Genomic DNA, 18,440 nt, shown 5'->3' on the forward strand with positions numbered 1-18,440 from the left:
AGATGTGTATAAGAGACAGGGCCTGGACACCCGTCACGGCACCATCCTCAGCCTGGAAGGCATCGAGGTCAGCTTCGACGGCTTCAAGGCCCTGCGCGATCTCAATCTCTACATCGGCGTCGGCGAATTGCGCTGCATCATCGGCCCCAATGGCGCCGGCAAGACCACCATGATGGACGTCATCACCGGCAAGACCCGCCCCGACCGCGGCAGCGCCTGGTTCGGCGAGACCCTGGACCTCACCCGTCTGCAACCGGTGCAGATCGCCCAGGCCGGCATCGGCCGCAAATTCCAGAAGCCCACGGTGTTCGAGGCCCTGACCGTCTGGGAGAACCTGGAGCTGGCGCAACGGACCGACAAGTCGGTCTGGGCCAGTCTGCGCGCGCGGCTTTCCGGCGAGCAGCGCGACCGTCTGGAAGAGGTGCTCACCACCATCCGCCTGCAGGAGTCGCGCGGGCGCACCGCCGGGCTGCTCTCCCACGGCCAGAAGCAATTCCTCGAGATCGGCATGCTGCTGGTGCAGGAGCCGCAACTGCTGCTGCTCGACGAACCCGTCGCCGGCATGACCGACGCCGAGACCGAATTCACCGCCGAGCTGTTCAAGTCGCTGGTGCCCCGGCACTCGCTGATGGTGGTGGAGCACGACATGGGCTTCGTCGGCAGCATCGCCGACCACGTCACCGTGCTGCACCAGGGCCACGTCCTCGCCGAAGGCTCGCTGGACCAGGTCCAGGCCAACGACCAGGTGATCGAGGTGTATCTGGGGCGCTAGTACCGCACTGACCAGCGCCTACCCGTAGGTTGGGTTGAGACGGCCCTATCGTCGAAGCCCAACGCTGTTCCAGGCGGCGCTTTGTTGGGCTTCGCTCCGCTCAACCCAACCTACGTCGGCAGGCCGCCCGGCCTGCCAGAGACCAGACAACCGGCCGAGGCCCCCATGCTCCAGGTCAACGAACTCCATCAGTACTACGGCGGCAGCCACATCCTGCGTGGCCTGTCCTTCGAGGCCCCCGTCGGCGAGGTCACCAGCCTGCTCGGCCGCAACGGCGTCGGCAAGACCACCCTGCTGCGCTGCCTCATGGGCCTGATCCCGGCCAAGCGCGGCAGCGTCACCTGGGAAGGCCAGGACATCACCGTCCGCAAGCCGCACCAGCGGGTGCAGTCCGGCATCGCCTACGTGCCCCAGGGCCGCGAGATCTTTCCGCGCCTCACCGTCGAGGAAAATCTGCTCATGGGCCTGTCGCGCTTTCCCGCCCGGGAAGCCCGCGAGGTGCCCGAATCCATCTACGAACTCTTCCCTGTGCTGCGGCAGATGCGCCAGCGTCGCGGCGGCGACCTCTCCGGCGGCCAGCAGCAGCAGCTGGCCATCGGCCGCGCCCTGGCCAGCCGCCCGCGGCTGCTGATCCTCGACGAACCCACCGAGGGCATCCAGCCCTCGGTGATCAAGGAAATCGGCACCGTCATCGCCCACCTGGCCAAGCGCGGCGACATGGCCATCCTGCTGGTGGAGCAGTTCTACGACTTCGCCAGCGAACTGGCCGACGGCTACCTGGTGATGTCCCGTGGCGAGATCGTCCAGCGCGGTCGCGGGGTCGATATGGAGGCCGAGGGGGTGCGCGGACTGGTGGCGATCTGAGCTACCAGGGCCGATAATCGAACGCTTCCGCAGCCTGCCCTGCCACCCGCGCGACCGACTCGATTGACGGAATTAACCGGCTGGTACATTTTCTCTCCAGTGCCGGGCAGCGCCTGCCCGGCAAGACAACAAGAGAGAAGGCTGTCATGTCCTCCCGTCGCATCCTGGTCCTCAACGGACCCAACCTCAATCTGCTCGGCACCCGCGAGCCCGCCACCTACGGCCACGAAACCCTGGCCGACGTCGCCCGGCTGTGCACCGAGACCGCCGCCGCCGAGGGTTACGAGGTGGACTTCCGCCAGATCAACCACGAAGGCGAACTGCTCGACTGGATCCACGCGGCCCGCGGCGCCTATGCCGGGGTGGTGATCAATCCCGCCGCCTGGACCCACACCTCGGTGGCCTTGCGCGACGCCCTGGTGGCCAGCGAGCTGCCGGTCTACGAGGTGCACCTGTCCAACGTGCATCGCCGCGAAGCCTTCCGTCATCATTCCTATGTCTCGGGCATCGCCGTCGGCGTCATCTGCGGCCTCGGCAGCCAGGGATATCGCGCCGCCATCGCCGCCCTCATCGCCCACCAGGGAAACTGACTCCATGACCGCACCCAAATCCGTCCTCGCCGGCCTCATCGGCGCCGGCATCCAGGCCTCGCTGACGCCCGCCATGCACGAACGCGAAGGCGACGCCCAGGGTCTCAGATACCTCTATCGGCTGATCGACCTGGATGCCCTCGGCCTCGCTGCCGACGCCCTGCCCGAGCTGCTGCAGGCCGCCCAGCGCACCGGCTTCACCGGCCTCAACATCACCTTTCCCTGCAAGCAGGCGATCATCCCGCTGCTTGACGAGCTCTCGCCCGAGGCGCGCGGCATCGGCGCGGTGAATACCGTGGTGCTGGCCGACGGCCGCACCGTGGGTCACAACACCGACTGCCTGGGCTTCGCCGAAGGCTTTCGCCGCGGCCTGCCGGACGTGGCCAAGCGCCTGGTGGTGCAGCTGGGCGCCGGTGGCGCCGGCAGCGCCGTGGCCCACGCCCTGCTCGCCGAGGGCGTCGACCAGCTGTTCATCTTCGACGTCGAGGCCGAGCGTGCCCAGGCGCTGGTGGACAACCTGACCCGCCACTTCGGCCCCGGACGCGCCGCGGTCGGCACCGACCGGGCCGCCGCGGTCGCCGCCGCCGATGGCCTGGTCAACACCTCGCCGGTGGGCATGGCCAAGCTGCCCGGCATGCCACTGCCGGCCGAACTGCTGCACCCCGGCCTCTGGGTCGCCGAAATCATCTACTTCCCGCTGGAAACCGAACTGCTGCGCCAGGCCCGCGCCCTCGGCTGCCGCACCCTGGATGGCGGCACCATGGCCGTGTTCCAGGCGGTCAAGGCCTTCGAACTCTTCAGCGGCCGCAGCGCCGACGCCGACCGCATGCAGGCCCACTTCGCCGAATTGCGCGGGTAGTCCTAAGCGTTGGGCTTCGCTGCGCTCAACCTACGCAGCCCCCGTAGGTTGGGTTGAGACAGCTCCACCGTTGAAGCCCAACAACCCCCCGCCTGACCTGTCGCCCATGAAAAAGGGGAGGCCTCGGCCTCCCCTTTTTCATGCCCTCGCCTCAGCGCGGCATGTTCGGCTGGCGCCGCGACTTCTTGCGCGGACCGCCCTTGGCGTAGCCGGCGGCCTGGCCTTCCTGGCCCTTGTCCCAGGCCTTGCTGCCATCGCTGGCGCGGGGCGGCAGGCCGGTGTGCTGGGTAAGGATGCGCCCAGCGCCGGTGCCGGCCTTCTTGCTGCCCACCGGGGTGGAGTTCTTGCGCCGCGCGCTCTGGTAGCCGGCGTCGCCCACCGGCTGGGTGGCCGGAATCAACTGGTGCTTGCCCGGCCCGATCAGGTCGGCGCGGCCCATCTCCTTGAGCGCCTCGCGCAGCATCGGCCAGCCCCTGGGATCGTGGTAGCGCAGGAAGGCCTTGTGCAGGCGGCGCTGCTGGTCGCTCTTGACGATGGTCACGCCGTCGCTCTTGTAGGTGACCTTGCGCAGCGGATTCTTGCCCGAGTGGTACATGGCCGTGGCGGTGGCCATCGGCGAGGGATAGAAGGCCTGCACCTGATCCGCGCGGAAGCCGTTGCGCTTGAGCCACAGCGCGAGGTTCATCATGTCCTCGTCGGTGGTGCCCGGGTGCGCCGCGATGAAGTAGGGGATCAGGTACTGCTCCTTGCCCGCCTCCTTGGTGTACTTCTCGAACATCTGCTTGAAGCGGTCATAGCTGCCGATGCCGGGCTTCATCATCTTGTCCAGCGGACCGCGCTCGGTGTGCTCGGGCGCGATCTTCAGGTAGCCGCCGACATGGTGGGTGACCAGTTCCTTGACGTACTCGGGCGACTCCACGGCCAGGTCGTATCTCAGCCCCGAAGCGATCAGGATCTTCTTCACCCCCGGTAGCGCCCGCGCCTTGCGGTACAGCTCGATCAGCGAGGAGTGATCGGTATTGAGGTTCTCGCAGATACCGGGGAACACGCACGACGGCTTGCGACAGTGGCGCTCGATCTCCGGGTCCTTGCAGGCGATGCGGTACATGTTGGCGGTCGGCCCGCCAAGGTCCGAGACCACGCCGGTGAAGCCCGGCACCTTGTCGCGCATCTCCTCGATCTCGCGAATGATCGAGTCGTGGGAGCGATTCTGGATGATCCGGCCTTCGTGCTCGGTGATGGAGCAGAAGGTGCAGCCACCAAAGCAGCCGCGCATGATGTTGACCGAGAAACGGATCATCTCGTAGGCCGGGATCTTTTCCTTGCCATAGGCCGGGTGCGGTACGCGCGCATAGGGCATGCCGAACACATAGTCCATTTCCTCGGTGGTCATGGGGATGGGCGGCGGCGTGAACCAGACGTCCACCTCGCCATGCCGCTGCACCAGCGCGCGGGCGTTGCCCGGATTAGTTTCCAGGTGCAGCACGCGGTTGGCGTGGGCATAGAGCACCGGGTCGTTGCGCACCTTCTCGAAGGACGGCAGGCGGATCACCGTCTTGTCGCGGGTCATGCGCGGGCTTTCCAGCAGCTGCACCACCTTGGCTTCGTTGGGGTCCTCGACCTCACCCTTGGCCTGCTCGATGGCGCAGGCCTCGGTGTCCTGGGTGTTCACATAGGGATTGATGATCTTGTCGACGCGACCGGGCCGATCGATGCGGGTCGAGTCGACCTCGAACCAGCCCGCGGGCGTGTCGCGCCGGATGAAGGCGGTGCCGCGCACATCGGTAATGGCCTCGACGCGCTCGCCACGCGAAAGCCGCTGGGCGATCTCGACCACTGCCCGCTCGGCATTGCCATAGAGCAGGATGTCAGCGGTCGCATCCATCAGGATCGAGCGCCGGACCTTGTCCTGCCAGTAGTCGTAGTGGGCGATCCGGCGCAGCGAGGCCTCGATGCCACCGAGCACGATCGGCACGTGGCTGTAGGCTTCCTTGCAGCGCTGGCTGTAGACCAGGCTGGCGCGATCCGGACGCTTGCCGGCGACGTTGCCCGGGGTATAGGCATCGTCGGAACGGACCTTCTTGTCCGCGGTGTAGCGGTTGATCATCGAGTCCATGTTGCCCGCGGCCACACCGAAAAACAGATTCGGCTCGCCGAGCTTCATGAAGTCGTCCTTCGAATGCCAGTCCGGCTGGGCGATGATGCCCACGCGGAAGCCCTGGGCCTCCAGCAGCCGGCCGATGATGGCCATGCCAAAGGACGGGTGATCGACGTAGGCGTCCCCGGTGACGATGATGATGTCGCAGCTGTCCCAGCCGAGTTGCTCCATCTCCGCCCGACTCATGGGCAGGAAGGGTGCAGGACCAAAGCACTCGGCCCAGTATTTCGGATAGTCGAACAGCGGCGTGGCGGCTTGCATGGCAGCTTCCGGGATAGGGGTGTTTTCAGGAGGGCGCGAAGAATAGCACAAAAAATGACCAGTTCAGCCCCCGGACATCGATTGCCTTTGGCTATCGACGGTAGCCCTGGACTTGCCTTCATCCCAACCCTCTCCCCGGGGAAGAGAGGGCAAAAGCACCTCGCGCACCTGCTCGTTCCCCTCTCCAGGGGAAGAGGGCCGGCAGGGAGACTCACCGGCGACCCCTGCCCCGCTACGCGCTTCCCCCTCTCCCTCCGGGAGAGGGCCGGGGTGAGGGCAACACCCCCGGACCAGGCCCCTGGCGACAGGAGTGCTACCATAGCCGCCCGCTCCCCTCACCACCGAGACACCCCCGTCCATGTCCCAGCCCCAACCCGCCGCCGGCCAGTTGCAGCGCGGCCTGAAGAATCGTCATATCCAGCTGATCGCCCTCGGCGGGGCCATCGGCACCGGTCTGTTCCTCGGCTCGGCCGGGGTGCTCAAGTCGGCGGGTCCGGCGATGATCCTCGGCTACGCCATCGCCGGCTTCATCGCCTTCCTGATCATGCGTCAGCTCGGCGAGATGATCGTCGAGGAGCCCGTGGCCGGCTCCTTCAGCCACTTCGCCAGTCGCTACTGGGGCCGTTTCCCGGGCTTTCTCTCCGGCTGGAACTACTGGGTGCTCTATGTGCTGGTGGGCATGTCGGAGCTCACCGCGGTGGGCAAGTACGTGCAGTACTGGTGGCCCGAGGTGCCGACCTGGGCCAGCGCCCTGGTGTTCTTCGTGCTGGTCAACGCCATCAACCTGTTCAACGTGAAGGCCTTCGGCGAGACCGAGTTCTGGTTCGCGCTGATCAAGGTGGTGGCCATCCTCGGCATGATGGCCTACGGGCTCTGGCTACTGGTCAGCGGCAGCGGCGGTCCCGAGGCCTCGGTGAGCAATCTCTGGAACCACGGCGGCTTCCTGCCCAACGGCTGGAGCGGCCTGTTCGCGGTGCTGGCGATCATCATGTTTTCCTTTGGCGGCCTGGAGCTGGTGGGCATCACCGCCGCCGAAGCCGACCAGCCGCGCACCGTGATCCCCAAGGCCATCAACCAGGTGGTCTGGCGCATCCTGATCTTCTATGTCGGCGCCCTGACCATCCTGCTGTCGCTGCATCCCTGGGACGAACTGGTGCGCAGCATCGGCGCCGGCGGCGACGACTACGCCGGCAGTCCCTTCGTGCAGACCTTCGCCCTGCTCGGCAGCGACACCGCCGCCCACCTGCTCAACTTCGTGGTGCTGACCGCGGCGCTGTCGGTCCACAACAGCGGCGTCTACTGCACCAGCCGCATGCTCTACGGCCTGGCCGAACAGGGCGATGCCCCGCGCGCCCTGCTGCGCACCAATCGCCAGGGCGTGCCCCTGCTGGGCATCGTCGCGTCCTCGGCGGTGACCCTGCTCTGCGTGGTGGTCAACTACCTGCTGCCGCAGAATGCCCTGGAGCTGCTGATGTCGCTGGTGGTGGCCTCGCTGGTGATCGCCTGGGCGCTGATCAGCCTGACCCACCTGAAATTCCGCGCCGCCCAGCGCCAGGCCGGGCGCACCTCGCACTTCCCGGCCTTCTGGTCGCCCTTCGTCAACTGGCTGTGCCTGGCCTTCGTCGGCATGATCCTGGTGCTGATGCTGCGCATCCCCGGCATCGCCGTCTCGGTCTACGCCATCCCGGTCTGGCTGGCCTTCCTGTTCCTCTGCTACAAGCTGCGCCGCGGCTGATCGCCTCCGCCCCCGCAGGTTGGGCTGAGCGAAGCGAAGCCCAACCTGCATCAGGCACCGCTCGTTGGGCTTCGACGAGGGAGCCGTCTCAGCCCAATCTACCCCGCTACTCGAACGGCACCCAGGGTCGCTGCGGCTTCATGATGATGCAGCCGTCCTCGCCCACCGCCCAGATGTCGTAGAAGCGATTGTCCACCAGGCGCGTGGCGGCGCCCGGCACGGCCACCCGCTGGCTGCAGCTGTCGCTGTCGGCATCGTCGATCACCCCCAGGTCCAGCAGCCGCTCGGCGATCATGAAGTTGCCCGGCGACAGGCCGAGGATGAAGGGCAGCACCGGCACCTGCTCGAAGGTCTTCTGCGCCAGCGGCAGCCAGGCCACCTCCAGCGGACCGCCGGTCCAGAGCAGGCGCTTGAGCGGACGCAGCTCCGGACGACTGCTGAGATCGTGGTGCAGCTCCTGGACGAAACCGCGCTCGAAGGTCTTTTGCGCCGACAGCACCTGGCCATAGGCATAGGCCAGCGACAGCATCCACAGCACCGGCAGCACCAGTAGCCAGGTCAGCCGGGGCTGGAGGCGCTCCAGCAGGTCGTGGGCCAGCAGCAAGGCCAGGGTCAGGACGACCGCCAGCCCCATCAGGGTGCGCGCCTCGAGGATGAAATCGCTGAACAGCAGGGTGATGCCGGCCACGCAAAAGGCCAGCACCGGCGGGGTCGCGCCGTACAGCAACAGGGGCAGCAGCGCCCGCCGACCATAGGCGCGGGCATAGGTCAGGGCCCCCAGGCCGTAACCGATCGCCGCCAACCCACCGAACAGCCACCACAGCCAGAGATTGCCCGGGGTGACCAGCAGGCCGACGCTGTGCAGCACCTCGCCCAGCCGGTGCCAGAGCTCGGGCAGCACCTGGCCGCCCACGCCGGCGTGCCGCGTGGTCGCCATCAGCTGGTAGGCCGTCAGGTAATAGAGCACGCCACCCAGCAGCAGCTGCAGGCCCTGGCGCAGCACCAGCCGCAGCGCCTGCTCGGGCGCCTCGCGGCGCTGCACGGCGCGGACCAGCTCCAGGCAGCAGAGGCCGACGAAGACATTGAGCGCCACCTGGTAGAAGGCGATGGCGGCCGCCAGCAGCGCCGCCGGCACCAGCAGCGCCAGCGCGGTATGGCGACTGCGATAGATCACCGCATAGATCACCGCCACCAGGCTCAGGGCCATGGTCGGGCCGTCGTACTGGTAGGTCAGGTTGCCCAGCCAGAACGGCGAGAACCATAGCGGCAGCAGGGCCAGGCACTGGGTCGGCCGCGGCGCGCCGAAACAGTGGCGGGCCAGGTCGGTCAGGGCCCAGGCGGCTGCGGCGCAGGCGATCAGCAGCGGCAGGGGGAAGAGATTCAGGGTGCTGCCGCTGAAGGTCAGCAGCCGGTAGAAGACCTCGGTGAGCACCCGCCCCTGCTGCCGCCACTCCGGGCCGTTCTCCAGCTGGATACGCCAGTTGTCATCGACATAGGGGAAGTCGACCAGGATGAAGGGCAGCACGAACAGCAGCAGCGCGGAAAAGAACAGCGCCCGGGTCTGCAGCGGGGTGAGCGTCTGGGGCATGGCGGCGGATCCGAATCCGGCTTCGACGGGAGACGCAGCCGCCGCCACCCGAAGCGATAGCGGCGCCGGCTGCGTGGGGGGTCAGTCCTGCAGGGCCAGCTGGCAGATCCGCTCGCAGAGTTCGTCGAAGTCGATGCCCATGGCCGCTGCCGATTGCGGCAGCAGGCTGGTGGCGGTCATCCCCGGCAGGGTGTTGACCTCCAGGCACCAGAGCCGCCCCTCGGCGTCCAGGCGGAAGTCGGCACGGCTGTAGCCATCGAGCTTGAGCGCCCGGTGCGCGGCCAGGGCCAGGCGGCGCGCTTCCACGGCGATCTCGGGCGAGACCTCGGCCGGAAACACCTCCACCGCGCCCTTGGGCTGGTACTTGCTGGTGTAGTCGAACACCCCGCTCTGGCCGAGCACGATCTCGCCCACCGCCAGCGGCTGGTCGCCCAGCACGCCCACGGTCAACTCGCGCCCGGCGACGAAGCGCTCGATCATCACCTCGCGGTCATAGCGCAGCGCCAGCTCGATGGCCGGTTGCAGGTCTTCGGCGCGGCTGACCTTGCTCAGGCCCACGGTGGAGCCCTGCTGGCTGGGTTTGACGATCACCGGAAAACCCAGGGTCGCGGCCACGGTCGCGGCATCCGCCGGCGCCATCAGCCAGTCGGCGGTGGGTACGCCAGCGGCGCGGAACAGCCGCTTGCTGAGGTCCTTGTCCATGGCCACGGCGCTACCCACCCGGCCACTGCCGGTGTAGCGCAACTCGGCCAGGTCGAGCAGGGTCTGCAGGGTGCCGTTCTCGCCGGTGCCGCCGTGCAGGGCGAGGAACAGCAGATCCTGGTCGCCCAGCTGGGCGCGACTGAGCAGCGCGCCGGCATCCTGGCCACGCATCCGCACCAGGGCGGTCCGCTCCGGCGGCTCGAGGCCGACCCGGGCTTCCAGCAGCGCACGCTCGGCATCCTCGTCGAGCAGGCCCAGGGCGGTATCCACGGTCACCACCCGGTGCCCGCGCCGGCGCAGGGCCGCCACCACCTGGGCACCGCTGGCGATGGACACGTCGCGCTCTTCGCTGGTGCCGCCGAGCAGGACCGCGATCTTCAGCTTGTCCTTGACCATCATTCGTCCTCGAAAACGTAGCTGCCGGGCGCGAGATTCTCGAACCGGGTGTATTTGCCGATGAAGGCCAGCCGCGTGGTGCCGATCGGACCGTTCCGCTGCTTGCCGATGATGATTTCCGCCACGCCCTTGTATTCGGTCTCCGGGTGATATACCTCGTCCCGGTAGACGAACATGATGACGTCGGCGTCCTGCTCGATGGCCCCCGATTCCCGCAGGTCGGAGTTCACCGGGCGTTTGTTCGGCCGCTGTTCCAGCGAGCGGTTGAGCTGGGAGAGTGCCACCACCGGGCAGTTGAATTCCTTGGCCAGGCCCTTGAGCGAGCGCGAGATCTCGGAGATCTCGGCGGTCCGGTTCTCGCCGCTGCTGCCGCCGATCTGCATCAGCTGCAGGTAGTCCACCATGATCAGCGCCAGATCGCCGTGCTCGCGCACCAGGCGCCGGGTGCGGGCGCGCATTTCCGAAGGACTGATGCCGGCGGTATCGTCGATGAACAGCTTGCGGTCGTTGAGCAGGTTGACTGCCGAGGTCAGCCGCGGCCAGTCGTCGTCGTCCAGCTTGCCGGAACGCACCTTGGTCTGGTCGATGCGGCCGAGGGACGAGAGCATCCGCAGCACGATGGAGTCGGCGGGCATCTCCAGGGAGAACACCAGGACCGCCTTGTCGGTGCGCAGCACTGCGTTCTCCACCAGGTTCATGGCGAAGGTGGTCTTGCCCATGGACGGACGACCGGCAACGATGATCAGGTCCGCCGGCTGCAGGCCGCTGGTCTTTTCGTCCAGATCGGCAAAACCGGTGGAGACCCCGGTGATGGCTTCGCTGGAGTTGAACAGGGTGTCGATACGGTCGATGGCCTTGGTCAGGATGTCGTTGACCCCGACCGGACCACCGGATTTCGGGCGGGCCTCGGCGATCTCGAAGATCTTGCGCTCGGCTTCGTCGAGCAGCTCGTTGGCGCCGCGGCCTTCCGGATTGTAGGCACTGTCGGCGATGGCGGCGCTGATGCCGATCAACTGCCGCAGGGTGGCCCGCTCACGCACGATCTGCGCATAGGCCTTGATGTTGGCCACCGAGGGGGTGTTCCTGGCCAGCTCGGCCAGATAGGCCAGGCCGCCCACCTGGGGCAGCTGGCCTTCGTTGTCCAGCTGTTCGGACAGGGTCACCACGTCGAACGGCTGGTTGCGCTCGGCCAGACGAGCCACGGCGCGGAAGATGAGTCTGTGGTCGTGGCGATAGAAGTCGCCATCGGACACCTGATCGAGCACGCGCTCCCAGGCGTTGTTGTCCAGCATCAGACCACCCAGCACGGCCTGTTCGGCCTCGATGGAGTGCGGCGGGACCTTGAGGGCAGCGGTCTGCAGATCGTACTGCTCGGGCAGGGAAATCTCGTTCATGCGCAGGTCTTGGGCCCCCATTGCGGGCGGCGAAATGATTTTTCGGACGGCAGAAAAGACAAAGGGCACGTCACTGCCTTGGCAATGACGTGCCCGATTGTCGACAGACCGGCGCCGGGGCGCAAGTCCGCCAGTCAGGCGACGGCGCGCTTATTCAGCGACGACGACGATCTTGACGGTAGCTTCGACGTCGGTGTGCAGGTGCACTTCGACATCGTATTCGCCAACGCTGCGCAGCGCGCCGTTGGGCAGGCGAACTTCGCTCTTGTCCAGCTCGACGCCAGCGGCGCTGACGGCTTCGGCGATGTCGCGAGTGCCGATGGAACCGAACAGCTTGCCTTCGTCGCCGGAGTTGGCAGCGATGGTTACGGTCAGGTCAGCCAGCTTGGCGGCACGGGCGTCAGCCTCGGACTTCTTCTCGGCAGCCTGCTTCTCGAGCTCGGCGCGACGAGCTTCGAAAGCCTCGACGTTGGCAGCGGTGGCTGCGGTAGCCTTGCCCTGCGGCAGCAGGAAGTTACGGGCGTAGCCGCCCTTGACGTTCACTTTGTCGCCCAGGTTGCCCAGGTTGGCGATCTTTTCCAGCAGGATGACATCCATTGAGTCTTTCCTCTTAACTTTTAACCTTCACCGTCCGCGGGCCCCTGCGGTTCTTGCGCAGACCGCCCACGGAAATCGAACACGCTATCGATCACAGCCAGAATCACCAACAACGGATAGATCAGCTGCCCGAACAGCAGCAGCGTCACGTACAGCCCCACCAGCCAGAATCCTGCCAGGCGCTTGGCCGCCACCAGCCCGTGCAGCAGGGCGATGCCGGCAAAGGCCAGCGGCACGCTGCACAGCGGGGTCAGCAGGCCAAGCCCGCTGCCCAGGTTCGGCGCCAGCACCAGCAGGGCCAAGAGGCCGAGCGCGATGGCCGGACGCAGACGCAGGACGCGAAATTCGCGACCGAACCCCTGGGGGTTGTACAGCGCCGCCTGCCAGTAGCGCCCGAGCATCAGGCACAGCAGGCAGGTGATCTGGAAGAACGCCGCCATCAGGCCGGTCAGCACGGGCAGCAGCAACTGCTGCAACTGCGCCTGCTTTTCCGGCGGCAACTGCGCCGCGCTCGGGCCCAACACCTGGGGCAGCAACCGGCGGATTTCCTCCGCCAGTTGCGCGATGCCCTCGGCATAGACCTGCCCCAGCACCAGGGCGAAAACCAACCCCAGCGGGACACTGGCCAACAACACCCGTGTCCAGGACAGGCTCTGGCGCAAAATGGCCGCCAGCAGCGTCGAACCCAGCAACACCAGCACGATGCTGGCATCCCCCAGATACAGCCAGAACAGCGCTGGCAGCAGGGCCCAGACCAGCACCCCGGCCGCCGCGGCAGGTCCCCGGCGCAACAGCACCAGGCTGCCACCGGCAGCGGTCATCCAGTACAGCAGCGGCACGACTGCACCCAGCACCACCACGAGGGTGGCTTGAGTACGGCCGCGCATGATGAACTCAGCCAGAGGCCGCATGCCGTGTTTATCCGTTATTCGCGATCAGGCGTCGATCAACGACCGTGGCTGTCGGTGTAGGGCAGCAGGGCCAGGTAACGGGCACGCTTGATGGCGGCGCCCAGCTGACGCTGGTACTTGGCCTTGGTGCCAGTGATACGGCTCGGGACGATCTTGCCGGTTTCGGAGACGTAGGCCTTCAGGGTGTTGAGATCCTTGTAGTCGATCTCTTTCACGCCTTCGGCGGTGAAACGGCAGAACTTACGACGACGGAAGAAACGTGCCATGACAATGATTCCTCGCTAGATCCAGATTACTCGGCGCTGTCGGCGTCGTCGGAGTTGCCTTCGGCGGACTCGGACTCGGACTCGGCAGGACGCTCGCGACGCTCGCGACGCTCGTTGCGGTTTTCTTCGGCCTTGAGCATCTCGGATTGACCGGTGACGGCCTCGTCACGGCGCAGGATCATGTTGCGGATCACGGCGTCGTTGTAGCGGAAGTTGTCTTCCAGCTCGGCCAGGGCCTTGGCGCTGCACTCGATGTTCATGAGTACATAGTGAGCCTTGTGAACGTTGTCGATGGCGTAAGCCAGCTGACGACGGCCCCAGTCTTCCAGGCGATGGACTTTGCCACCGTCTTCTTCGATAGCCTTGGTGTAGCGCTCGACCATGCCGCCCACCTGTTCGCTCTGGTCCGGATGAACCAGGAACACGACTTCGTAATGACGCATTTAATGCTCCTTACGGGTTGCAGCCTGCCGCGGAAACGCGGTCAGACAAGGAGTGAATAGTTCGGATGACTTGCCCTGCGGAATGCGGACGCACTCCGGGCAAGGGGCAACATTCTAGAGAAGGGCGCCGGAGGGCGCAACCACAGGCATGTCCGGCGCGACCGCCGGACAACCTCAGGCACTCAGCGTTGCACGTCGGCCAGGGCCTGGCGGATCTTGTTCAGGTCGTAGGGCTTGATCAGCACCCCGACCCGCGCCTCCATGCCCGGCTCGCGCTCGAAGGCATAACCCGAGGCGACGACAATGCGCAGCGTCGGATCCATCGCCAGGGCGCGCCGGGTCAGTTCGATGCCGGACATGCCGCCCAGCCCGATATCGGTGAACAGCACATCGTGTTCGCGTTGCGGCAGCAACTCCAGGGCAGCCTCTGCCGAGGCGACCGCCGTGACCTGATGGTCCAGCTCCTCGATGACTTCGGTGGTCAGCATGCGCAGTGTGGCATCGTCTTCGACGAGCAGCACTCGCAAGCCTACCGGCTCTTGGATCTCCTGACTCACGCGGGCATCCTCTTGTTGACAGGCCTCGCGCCGGGCTTTTCCGAGGCGAGGCCGGTATTCTGCGCACTGCAGCGTGATTCGTATAGTGCGATACGCACTGCGTCGGTACCCAGACGTTTCCTGGCGCGGCCTATCGAGGCGCAGAGGCGCGTCTTTGACGTACGGCCTCGAACAGGCAGACCCCGGTCGCCACCGAAACATTGAGACTGCTGACGCTGCCAGCCATGGGCAGCCGCGCCAGATGATCGCAATGCTCGCGGGTCAGACGGCGCATGCCCTTGCCCTCGGCGCCCATGACCACCACGGTCGGCCCGCTCATGTCGACATCGTAGATCTCCTGGGTCGCCTCACCGGCGGTCCCGACGATCCACAGGCCGCGCTTCTGCAGCTTTTCCAGGGTCCGCGCCAGGTTGGTGACGGCCACCAGCGGCAACACCTCGGCAGCACCACAGGCCACCTTGCGCACCACGGCGGTCAGGGTAGCCGACTTGTCCTTGGGCACGATGACCGCAAGGGCCCCGGCGGCATCGGCGCTGCGCAGGCAGGCACCGAGGTTGTGCGGATCGGTCACGCCATCGAGCACCAGCAGCAGCGGCGGTCCTTCGGCCCGGTCGAGCAATTCCTCGAGCATGGCCTCGCCCCAGACCTGGCTCGGACTGACCTGGGCCACCACGCCCTGGTGCACACCCTCGGCCAGCTCATCGAGCAAGGCCCGCGGCTTGTTTTCCACCGCCAGACGCTGACCGGCGGCCAGCTCCAGCAGGGCCTCGACCCGCGGCTCACGCCGCCCTTCGGCGACCCACAGCTGCTTCACCCGCCGCGGATGGAAGCGCAACAGCGCTTCCACGGCGTGGATACCGTAGACGGTTTCCAGCTGGCTCATGCGTCATCCTTGGGGCGCGACTGACCCTTGCGATGAGGCTTCTTCGCCTTGGTCTTGCCTTTGGCTGCAGCCTTGGTCTGGCCTTCGGCCTTGGACTTGCTTGCCGATTTCTTCTTGGCACTTGCAGCCTTGGCCTTCTTGACCTTGGCATCCACCGCCGCAGCCCCTTCGGCAGCCGCCCCTTTACCCTGACGTGCTGGTGCGGTACGGCTCTTGGCCGTGTCGCTGGCCTTGCCCTTGTCGCCATTACCTTTGGCCTTGACCTTGCCTTGGGTTTTGGGCTTGCCGCCCTCGACCTTGGCTTCGGCCAGCAGCGCCTGCTTCACCGCACGACTACGTTTGACGTCGGTATTACCGAGCAACGGGTCGTCCTGCTGCGGCGCTTTCGGCGAAGTCGCCTCAACCGAGGCTGGCATAGACACCCCGGCGTCCTGCTTTCGCCCCGCAGCGGCCGCGCGCCGACGGGCGCTACGCGAGCGCCGCGGTTCGGACTCCGCCTCTGGCGAAACGCTTGCAGATGTTGCCTCGACCGCTGCGGCGACACCCTGCTCCTGCGCCGGCGCACCACGACGACGACCGTTACGCGAAGGGTTGGGCTGCTGCTCAGACTTCGCCGAAACGGGCTCCACCGCAGACTCGGCAACCGGGACCACGCTCGATTCCTGCGTCGGCGCACCGCGACGACGACCGTTACGCGAAGAATTGGACGGCTGCTCAGGCTTCGCCGAAACAGTCTCGACTGCAGCCTCGGCAACCGGGACGACGCTCGATTCCTGCGCCGGCGCACCGCGACGACGGCCGTTACGCGAACGGCGCGATCCTCGCTCTGGCGCCGGGGAGACAGGCTCGTCCGAGGCTTCGGCAGCCGGAGCAGCGCTTGGCTCCTGCGCTGGCGCTGGCGCACCGCGGCGACGGTTGTCGCGCTTGTTGCGCGGCTCGCGCTCTTCCCGCACGCGTGGCGCCCCGGCACTGGCCGGTAGCACGAAGTCGATCTTGCGCTCGTCCAGATCGACCCGGGCCACCACCACCTCGAGGGGATCGCCCAGGCGATAGCTGCGACCGCTGCGCTCACCGGAGAGGCGATGGTGGACGCTGTCGAAGTGGTAGTAGTCGTCGGGCAGCGCGGTGACATGCACCAGGCCCTCGACGAACACCTCGGACAATTCGACGAACAGGCCGAAGCCGGTCACCGCGGTGATGACGCCGGCAAAGGTCTCGCCGACGCGATCCTTCATGAACTCGCACTTGAGCCAGTTGGAGACGTCCCGCGTGGCTTCGTCGGCGCGGCGCTCGGTCATGGAGCACTGCTCGCCGAGCTGATCCAGGCGCAACTCGTCATAGGGATAGATGCGCGCCTTGGCCATGCTCGTCGCGCCTGCGCGCTTGACGTGCTTGGTCTCCAGCTTGGAGCGGATGACGCTACGGATCGCCCGATGCACCAGCAGATCCGGATAGCGTCGGATCGGCGAGGTGAAATGGGTATAGGCCTCGTAGTTGAGACCGAAGTGACCGTTGTTGTCCGGGCTGTAGACCGCCTGACTCAGCGACCGGAGCATCACCGTCTGGATCAGCCGGAAGTCCGGCCGCTCGCGGATCTGCTGCAGCAGCGCCTGGTAGTCCGACGGCACCGGATTGGCCTTGCCCTTGGTCAGCGACAGGCCCATCTCACCAAGGAACTGCCGCAGATTGGTCTGCTTTTCCAGGGGGGGTGCATCGTGTACCCGGTACAGGGCCGGCACCTTGTGCTTCTCGAGGAACTTGGCGGTGGCCACGTTGGCGCACAGCATGCATTCCTCGATCAGCTTGTGGGCATCGTTGCGCTGGGTCGGGCGGATCTCGGAGATCTTGCGATCGGCGCCAAAGACGATGCGGGTGTCCTGGGTGTCGAAATCGATGGCCCCGCGGACATGCCGGGCAGCCAGCAGCACCTTGTACAGGCTGTAGAGCTGCTCCAGGTGCGGCACCACCTCACCGAGCTGCTTGCGCAACTGCTTGCCTTCGGCCGACTTGGGCTGCTCCAGCACCGTGGAGACCTTGTTGTAGGTCAGGCGCGCGTGGGAGTGGATGACCGCTTCGTAGAACTGGTAGCCGGTCATGCGCCCGGACGCGGCAATGGTCATCTCACAGACCATGGCCAGGCGATCCACCTGGGGATTGAGCGAGCAGAGCCCGTTGGACAGGGCCTCGGGCAGCATGGGGATCACGCGCTCGGGGAAATACACCGAGTTGCCGCGCTTCTCCGCCTCGGCGTCCAGCGCCGAGCCGGCCTTGACGTAGTGGGAGACGTCGGCGATGGCGACGTAAAGCCGCCAGCCACCGGACTTCTTGGCCTCGGCATAGACGGCATCGTCGAAGTCGCGGGCGTCTTCGCCATCGATGGTCACGAAGGGCAACTGGCGCAGGTCGATGCGCTTCTGCTTGTCCTTCTCTTCCACCTCGGGCTTGAGCTTGGCGGCTTCCTTCTCGACGGCCTTGGGCCATTCGTTGGGGATGTCGTAGCTGCGCAGCGCCACCTCGATCTCCATGCCCGGCGCCATGTAGTCGCCGAGAATCTCGACCACTTCGCCCTGGGCCTGGCGGAAGGTGGTGGGCCACTCGTCGATGCGCACCTGCACGAACTGGCCGTGGGCGGCGCCGCCGTGCTTGCCCTCGGGTACCAGCACCTGCTGGCCGATCTTGGGATTGTCCGGCACCACGTAGGCCAGGCCGCTCTCCTGGAAGAAACGACCAACCAGGGATTCATGTGCCCGGGTGACCACCTCGACCAGACCGCCTTCGCGACGACCGCGCCGATCGTGGCCGGCGACCCGCGCCAAGGCGATGTCGCCGTCAAACACCAGGCGCATCTGCGCCGGGCTGAGGAAGAGGTCGTCGCTGCCGTCGTCGGGGATCAGGAAGCCAAAGCCATCGCGATGGCCGGCGATGCGTCCGCGCACCAGATCCAGCTTGTCGATGGGCGCATAGGCACCGCGGCGGGTATAGATCACCTGACCGTCGCGCTCCATGGCGCGCATGCGCCGCCGCAGGGCTTCGAGCTGGTCTTCGGTGACGAGACCGAATTCCTCGGCCAGCTGGGGCCGTGTGGCCGGGGCGCCGCGATCGGCGAGATGAGCCAGAATGAGTTCGCGACTCGGAATGGGGTTATCGTACTTTTCCGCTTCCCGGGCGGCCTCGGGATCGAGGGATTGCCAATCGGCCATCAGTCTGGGGTTACCTTCTAAGTCTGGGTTCGGTAGGAACAGCCATAACGCCTATTGAAACGTGAAAACCGCGCAATAGTTAGCCTGGCATGCTCAATAAAAATATTTTTCACAGCAGGGGTTTACAAGCAAACGCCCCCTAAGTAAAGTGCCGCCCCACGACGTCGGGAGCAATCGCGACGCCGGAGATGAGCAATCATCGCCTTGAGTGCCCAGGTGGCGGAATTGGTAGACGCACTAGGTTCAGGTCCTAGCGGTGGCAAC

General features: G+C 66.3%; 16 protein-coding genes. 5 read left to right on the forward strand and 11 right to left on the reverse strand.

The window, feature by feature from the left end:
* Nucleotides 1-4 precede the first annotated feature (4 nt).
* From urtD to GSQ95_RS15015, 4 genes are all read left to right on the forward strand, one after another.
* A complete protein-coding gene (gene urtD / locus GSQ95_RS15000) occupies nucleotides 5-772 on the forward strand; it encodes an urea ABC transporter ATP-binding protein UrtD (RefSeq protein ID WP_256664594.1) in 768 nt (255 codons plus the stop codon).
* 165 nt (nucleotides 773-937) lie between these two features.
* The gene (urtE, locus tag GSQ95_RS15005) at nucleotides 938-1,636 is read left to right on the forward strand and encodes an urea ABC transporter ATP-binding subunit UrtE (protein ID WP_158896722.1); all 699 of its coding nucleotides are present in this window, start codon (nucleotides 938-940) and stop codon (nucleotides 1,634-1,636) included.
* Between the two features lie 146 nt (nucleotides 1,637-1,782).
* Nucleotides 1,783-2,226 (forward strand): type II 3-dehydroquinate dehydratase, encoded by a 444-nt coding sequence (gene aroQ / locus GSQ95_RS15010; protein ID WP_158896721.1) that lies wholly within the window; start codon nucleotides 1,783-1,785, stop codon nucleotides 2,224-2,226.
* Between the two features lie 4 nt (nucleotides 2,227-2,230).
* Nucleotides 2,231-3,085 (forward strand): shikimate dehydrogenase, encoded by an 855-nt coding sequence (locus tag GSQ95_RS15015; RefSeq protein ID WP_133862307.1) that lies wholly within the window; start codon nucleotides 2,231-2,233, stop codon nucleotides 3,083-3,085.
* Between the two features lie 151 nt (nucleotides 3,086-3,236).
* Here GSQ95_RS15015 and GSQ95_RS15020 read toward each other — a convergent pair whose 3' ends face one another.
* The gene (locus GSQ95_RS15020; protein WP_158896720.1) at nucleotides 3,237-5,504 is read right to left on the reverse strand and encodes a YgiQ family radical SAM protein; all 2,268 of its coding nucleotides are present in this window, start codon (nucleotides 5,502-5,504) and stop codon (nucleotides 3,237-3,239) included.
* A 358-nt stretch (nucleotides 5,505-5,862) separates the two neighbouring features.
* On the opposite strand from GSQ95_RS15020, the gene GSQ95_RS15025 reads away from it, so the two are divergent.
* Complete coding sequence (locus GSQ95_RS15025) at nucleotides 5,863-7,239, forward strand: amino acid permease (RefSeq protein ID WP_158896719.1); 1,377 nt, start codon at nucleotides 5,863-5,865, stop codon at nucleotides 7,237-7,239.
* A gap of 106 nt (nucleotides 7,240-7,345) precedes the next feature.
* Here the strand turns inward: GSQ95_RS15025 and GSQ95_RS15030 are convergent, their stop codons facing one another.
* From GSQ95_RS15030 to rnr, 10 genes are all read right to left on the reverse strand, one after another.
* Entirely contained in the window at nucleotides 7,346-8,827 is a 1,482-nt protein-coding gene (locus tag GSQ95_RS15030) for a glucosyltransferase domain-containing protein (RefSeq protein ID WP_158896718.1), read from the reverse strand.
* An 81-nt stretch (nucleotides 8,828-8,908) separates the two neighbouring features.
* Entirely contained in the window at nucleotides 8,909-9,925 is a 1,017-nt protein-coding gene (locus GSQ95_RS15035; protein WP_158896717.1) for a D-alanine--D-alanine ligase, read from the reverse strand.
* A complete protein-coding gene (gene dnaB / locus GSQ95_RS15040; protein WP_158896716.1) occupies nucleotides 9,925-11,319 on the reverse strand; it encodes a replicative DNA helicase in 1,395 nt (464 codons plus the stop codon). Before dnaB ends, GSQ95_RS15035 begins: the two co-directional genes overlap by 1 nt.
* 150 nt (nucleotides 11,320-11,469) lie before the next feature.
* Nucleotides 11,470-11,916 (reverse strand): 50S ribosomal protein L9, encoded by a 447-nt coding sequence (gene rplI, locus GSQ95_RS15045; protein ID WP_158896715.1) that lies wholly within the window; start codon nucleotides 11,914-11,916, stop codon nucleotides 11,470-11,472.
* Nucleotides 11,917-11,936: 20 nt separating this feature from the next.
* Nucleotides 11,937-12,827, reverse strand: a complete 891-nt coding sequence (locus GSQ95_RS15050) for a hypothetical protein (RefSeq protein WP_133862315.1) — start codon at nucleotides 12,825-12,827, stop codon at nucleotides 11,937-11,939.
* Nucleotides 12,828-12,862: 35 nt separating this feature from the next.
* Nucleotides 12,863-13,093 (reverse strand): 30S ribosomal protein S18, encoded by a 231-nt coding sequence (gene rpsR, locus GSQ95_RS15055; RefSeq protein ID WP_059316384.1) that lies wholly within the window; start codon nucleotides 13,091-13,093, stop codon nucleotides 12,863-12,865.
* 26 nt (nucleotides 13,094-13,119) lie between these two features.
* A complete protein-coding gene (gene rpsF / locus GSQ95_RS15060) occupies nucleotides 13,120-13,536 on the reverse strand; it encodes a 30S ribosomal protein S6 (protein WP_007161146.1) in 417 nt (138 codons plus the stop codon).
* Nucleotides 13,537-13,718: 182 nt separating this feature from the next.
* A complete protein-coding gene (locus GSQ95_RS15065) occupies nucleotides 13,719-14,093 on the reverse strand; it encodes a response regulator (RefSeq protein ID WP_007161147.1) in 375 nt (124 codons plus the stop codon).
* Between the two features lie 130 nt (nucleotides 14,094-14,223).
* Nucleotides 14,224-14,976: a 23S rRNA (guanosine(2251)-2'-O)-methyltransferase RlmB gene (gene rlmB, locus GSQ95_RS15070; RefSeq protein ID WP_158896714.1), complete on the reverse strand. Its 753-nt coding sequence runs from the start codon at nucleotides 14,974-14,976 to the stop codon at nucleotides 14,224-14,226.
* Nucleotides 14,973-18,176, reverse strand: a complete 3,204-nt coding sequence (gene rnr / locus GSQ95_RS15075) for a ribonuclease R (RefSeq protein WP_158896713.1) — start codon at nucleotides 18,174-18,176, stop codon at nucleotides 14,973-14,975. The genes rlmB and rnr overlap by 4 nt, the downstream gene beginning before the upstream one ends.
* Nucleotides 18,177-18,440 lie beyond the last annotated feature (264 nt).

The sequence above is a fragment of the Pseudomonas sp. BAV 4579 genome (assembly GCF_009765395.1).
Lineage (GTDB): Bacteria > Pseudomonadota > Gammaproteobacteria > Pseudomonadales > Pseudomonadaceae > Chryseomonas > Chryseomonas aestiva.

Bases quoted from the DNA above. Each gene is read 5' to 3' on its own strand.
- urtE (WP_158896722.1), top strand. From the start codon at position 938: ATGCTCCAGGTCAACGAACTCCATCAGTACTACGGCGGCAGCCACATC.
- aroQ (WP_158896721.1), top strand. From the start codon at position 1,783: ATGTCCTCCCGTCGCATCCTGGTCCTCAACGGACCCAACCTCAATCTG.
- GSQ95_RS15015 (WP_133862307.1), top strand. From the start codon at position 2,231: ATGACCGCACCCAAATCCGTCCTCGCCGGCCTCATCGGCGCCGGCATC.
- GSQ95_RS15020 (WP_158896720.1), bottom strand. From the start codon at position 5,504: ATGCAAGCCGCCACGCCGCTGTTCGACTATCCGAAATACTGGGCCGAG.
- GSQ95_RS15025 (WP_158896719.1), top strand. From the start codon at position 5,863: ATGTCCCAGCCCCAACCCGCCGCCGGCCAGTTGCAGCGCGGCCTGAAG.
- GSQ95_RS15030 (WP_158896718.1), bottom strand. From the start codon at position 8,827: ATGCCCCAGACGCTCACCCCGCTGCAGACCCGGGCGCTGTTCTTTTCC.
- GSQ95_RS15035 (WP_158896717.1), bottom strand. From the start codon at position 9,925: ATGGTCAAGGACAAGCTGAAGATCGCGGTCCTGCTCGGCGGCACCAGC.
- dnaB (WP_158896716.1), bottom strand. From the start codon at position 11,319: ATGAACGAGATTTCCCTGCCCGAGCAGTACGATCTGCAGACCGCTGCC.
- rplI (WP_158896715.1), bottom strand. From the start codon at position 11,916: ATGGATGTCATCCTGCTGGAAAAGATCGCCAACCTGGGCAACCTGGGC.
- GSQ95_RS15050 (WP_133862315.1), bottom strand. From the start codon at position 12,827: ATGCGGCCTCTGGCTGAGTTCATCATGCGCGGCCGTACTCAAGCCACC.
- rpsR (WP_059316384.1), bottom strand. From the start codon at position 13,093: ATGGCACGTTTCTTCCGTCGTCGTAAGTTCTGCCGTTTCACCGCCGAA.
- rpsF (WP_007161146.1), bottom strand. From the start codon at position 13,536: ATGCGTCATTACGAAGTCGTGTTCCTGGTTCATCCGGACCAGAGCGAA.
- rlmB (WP_158896714.1), bottom strand. From the start codon at position 14,976: ATGAGCCAGCTGGAAACCGTCTACGGTATCCACGCCGTGGAAGCGCTG.
- rnr (WP_158896713.1), bottom strand. From the start codon at position 18,176: ATGGCCGATTGGCAATCCCTCGATCCCGAGGCCGCCCGGGAAGCGGAA.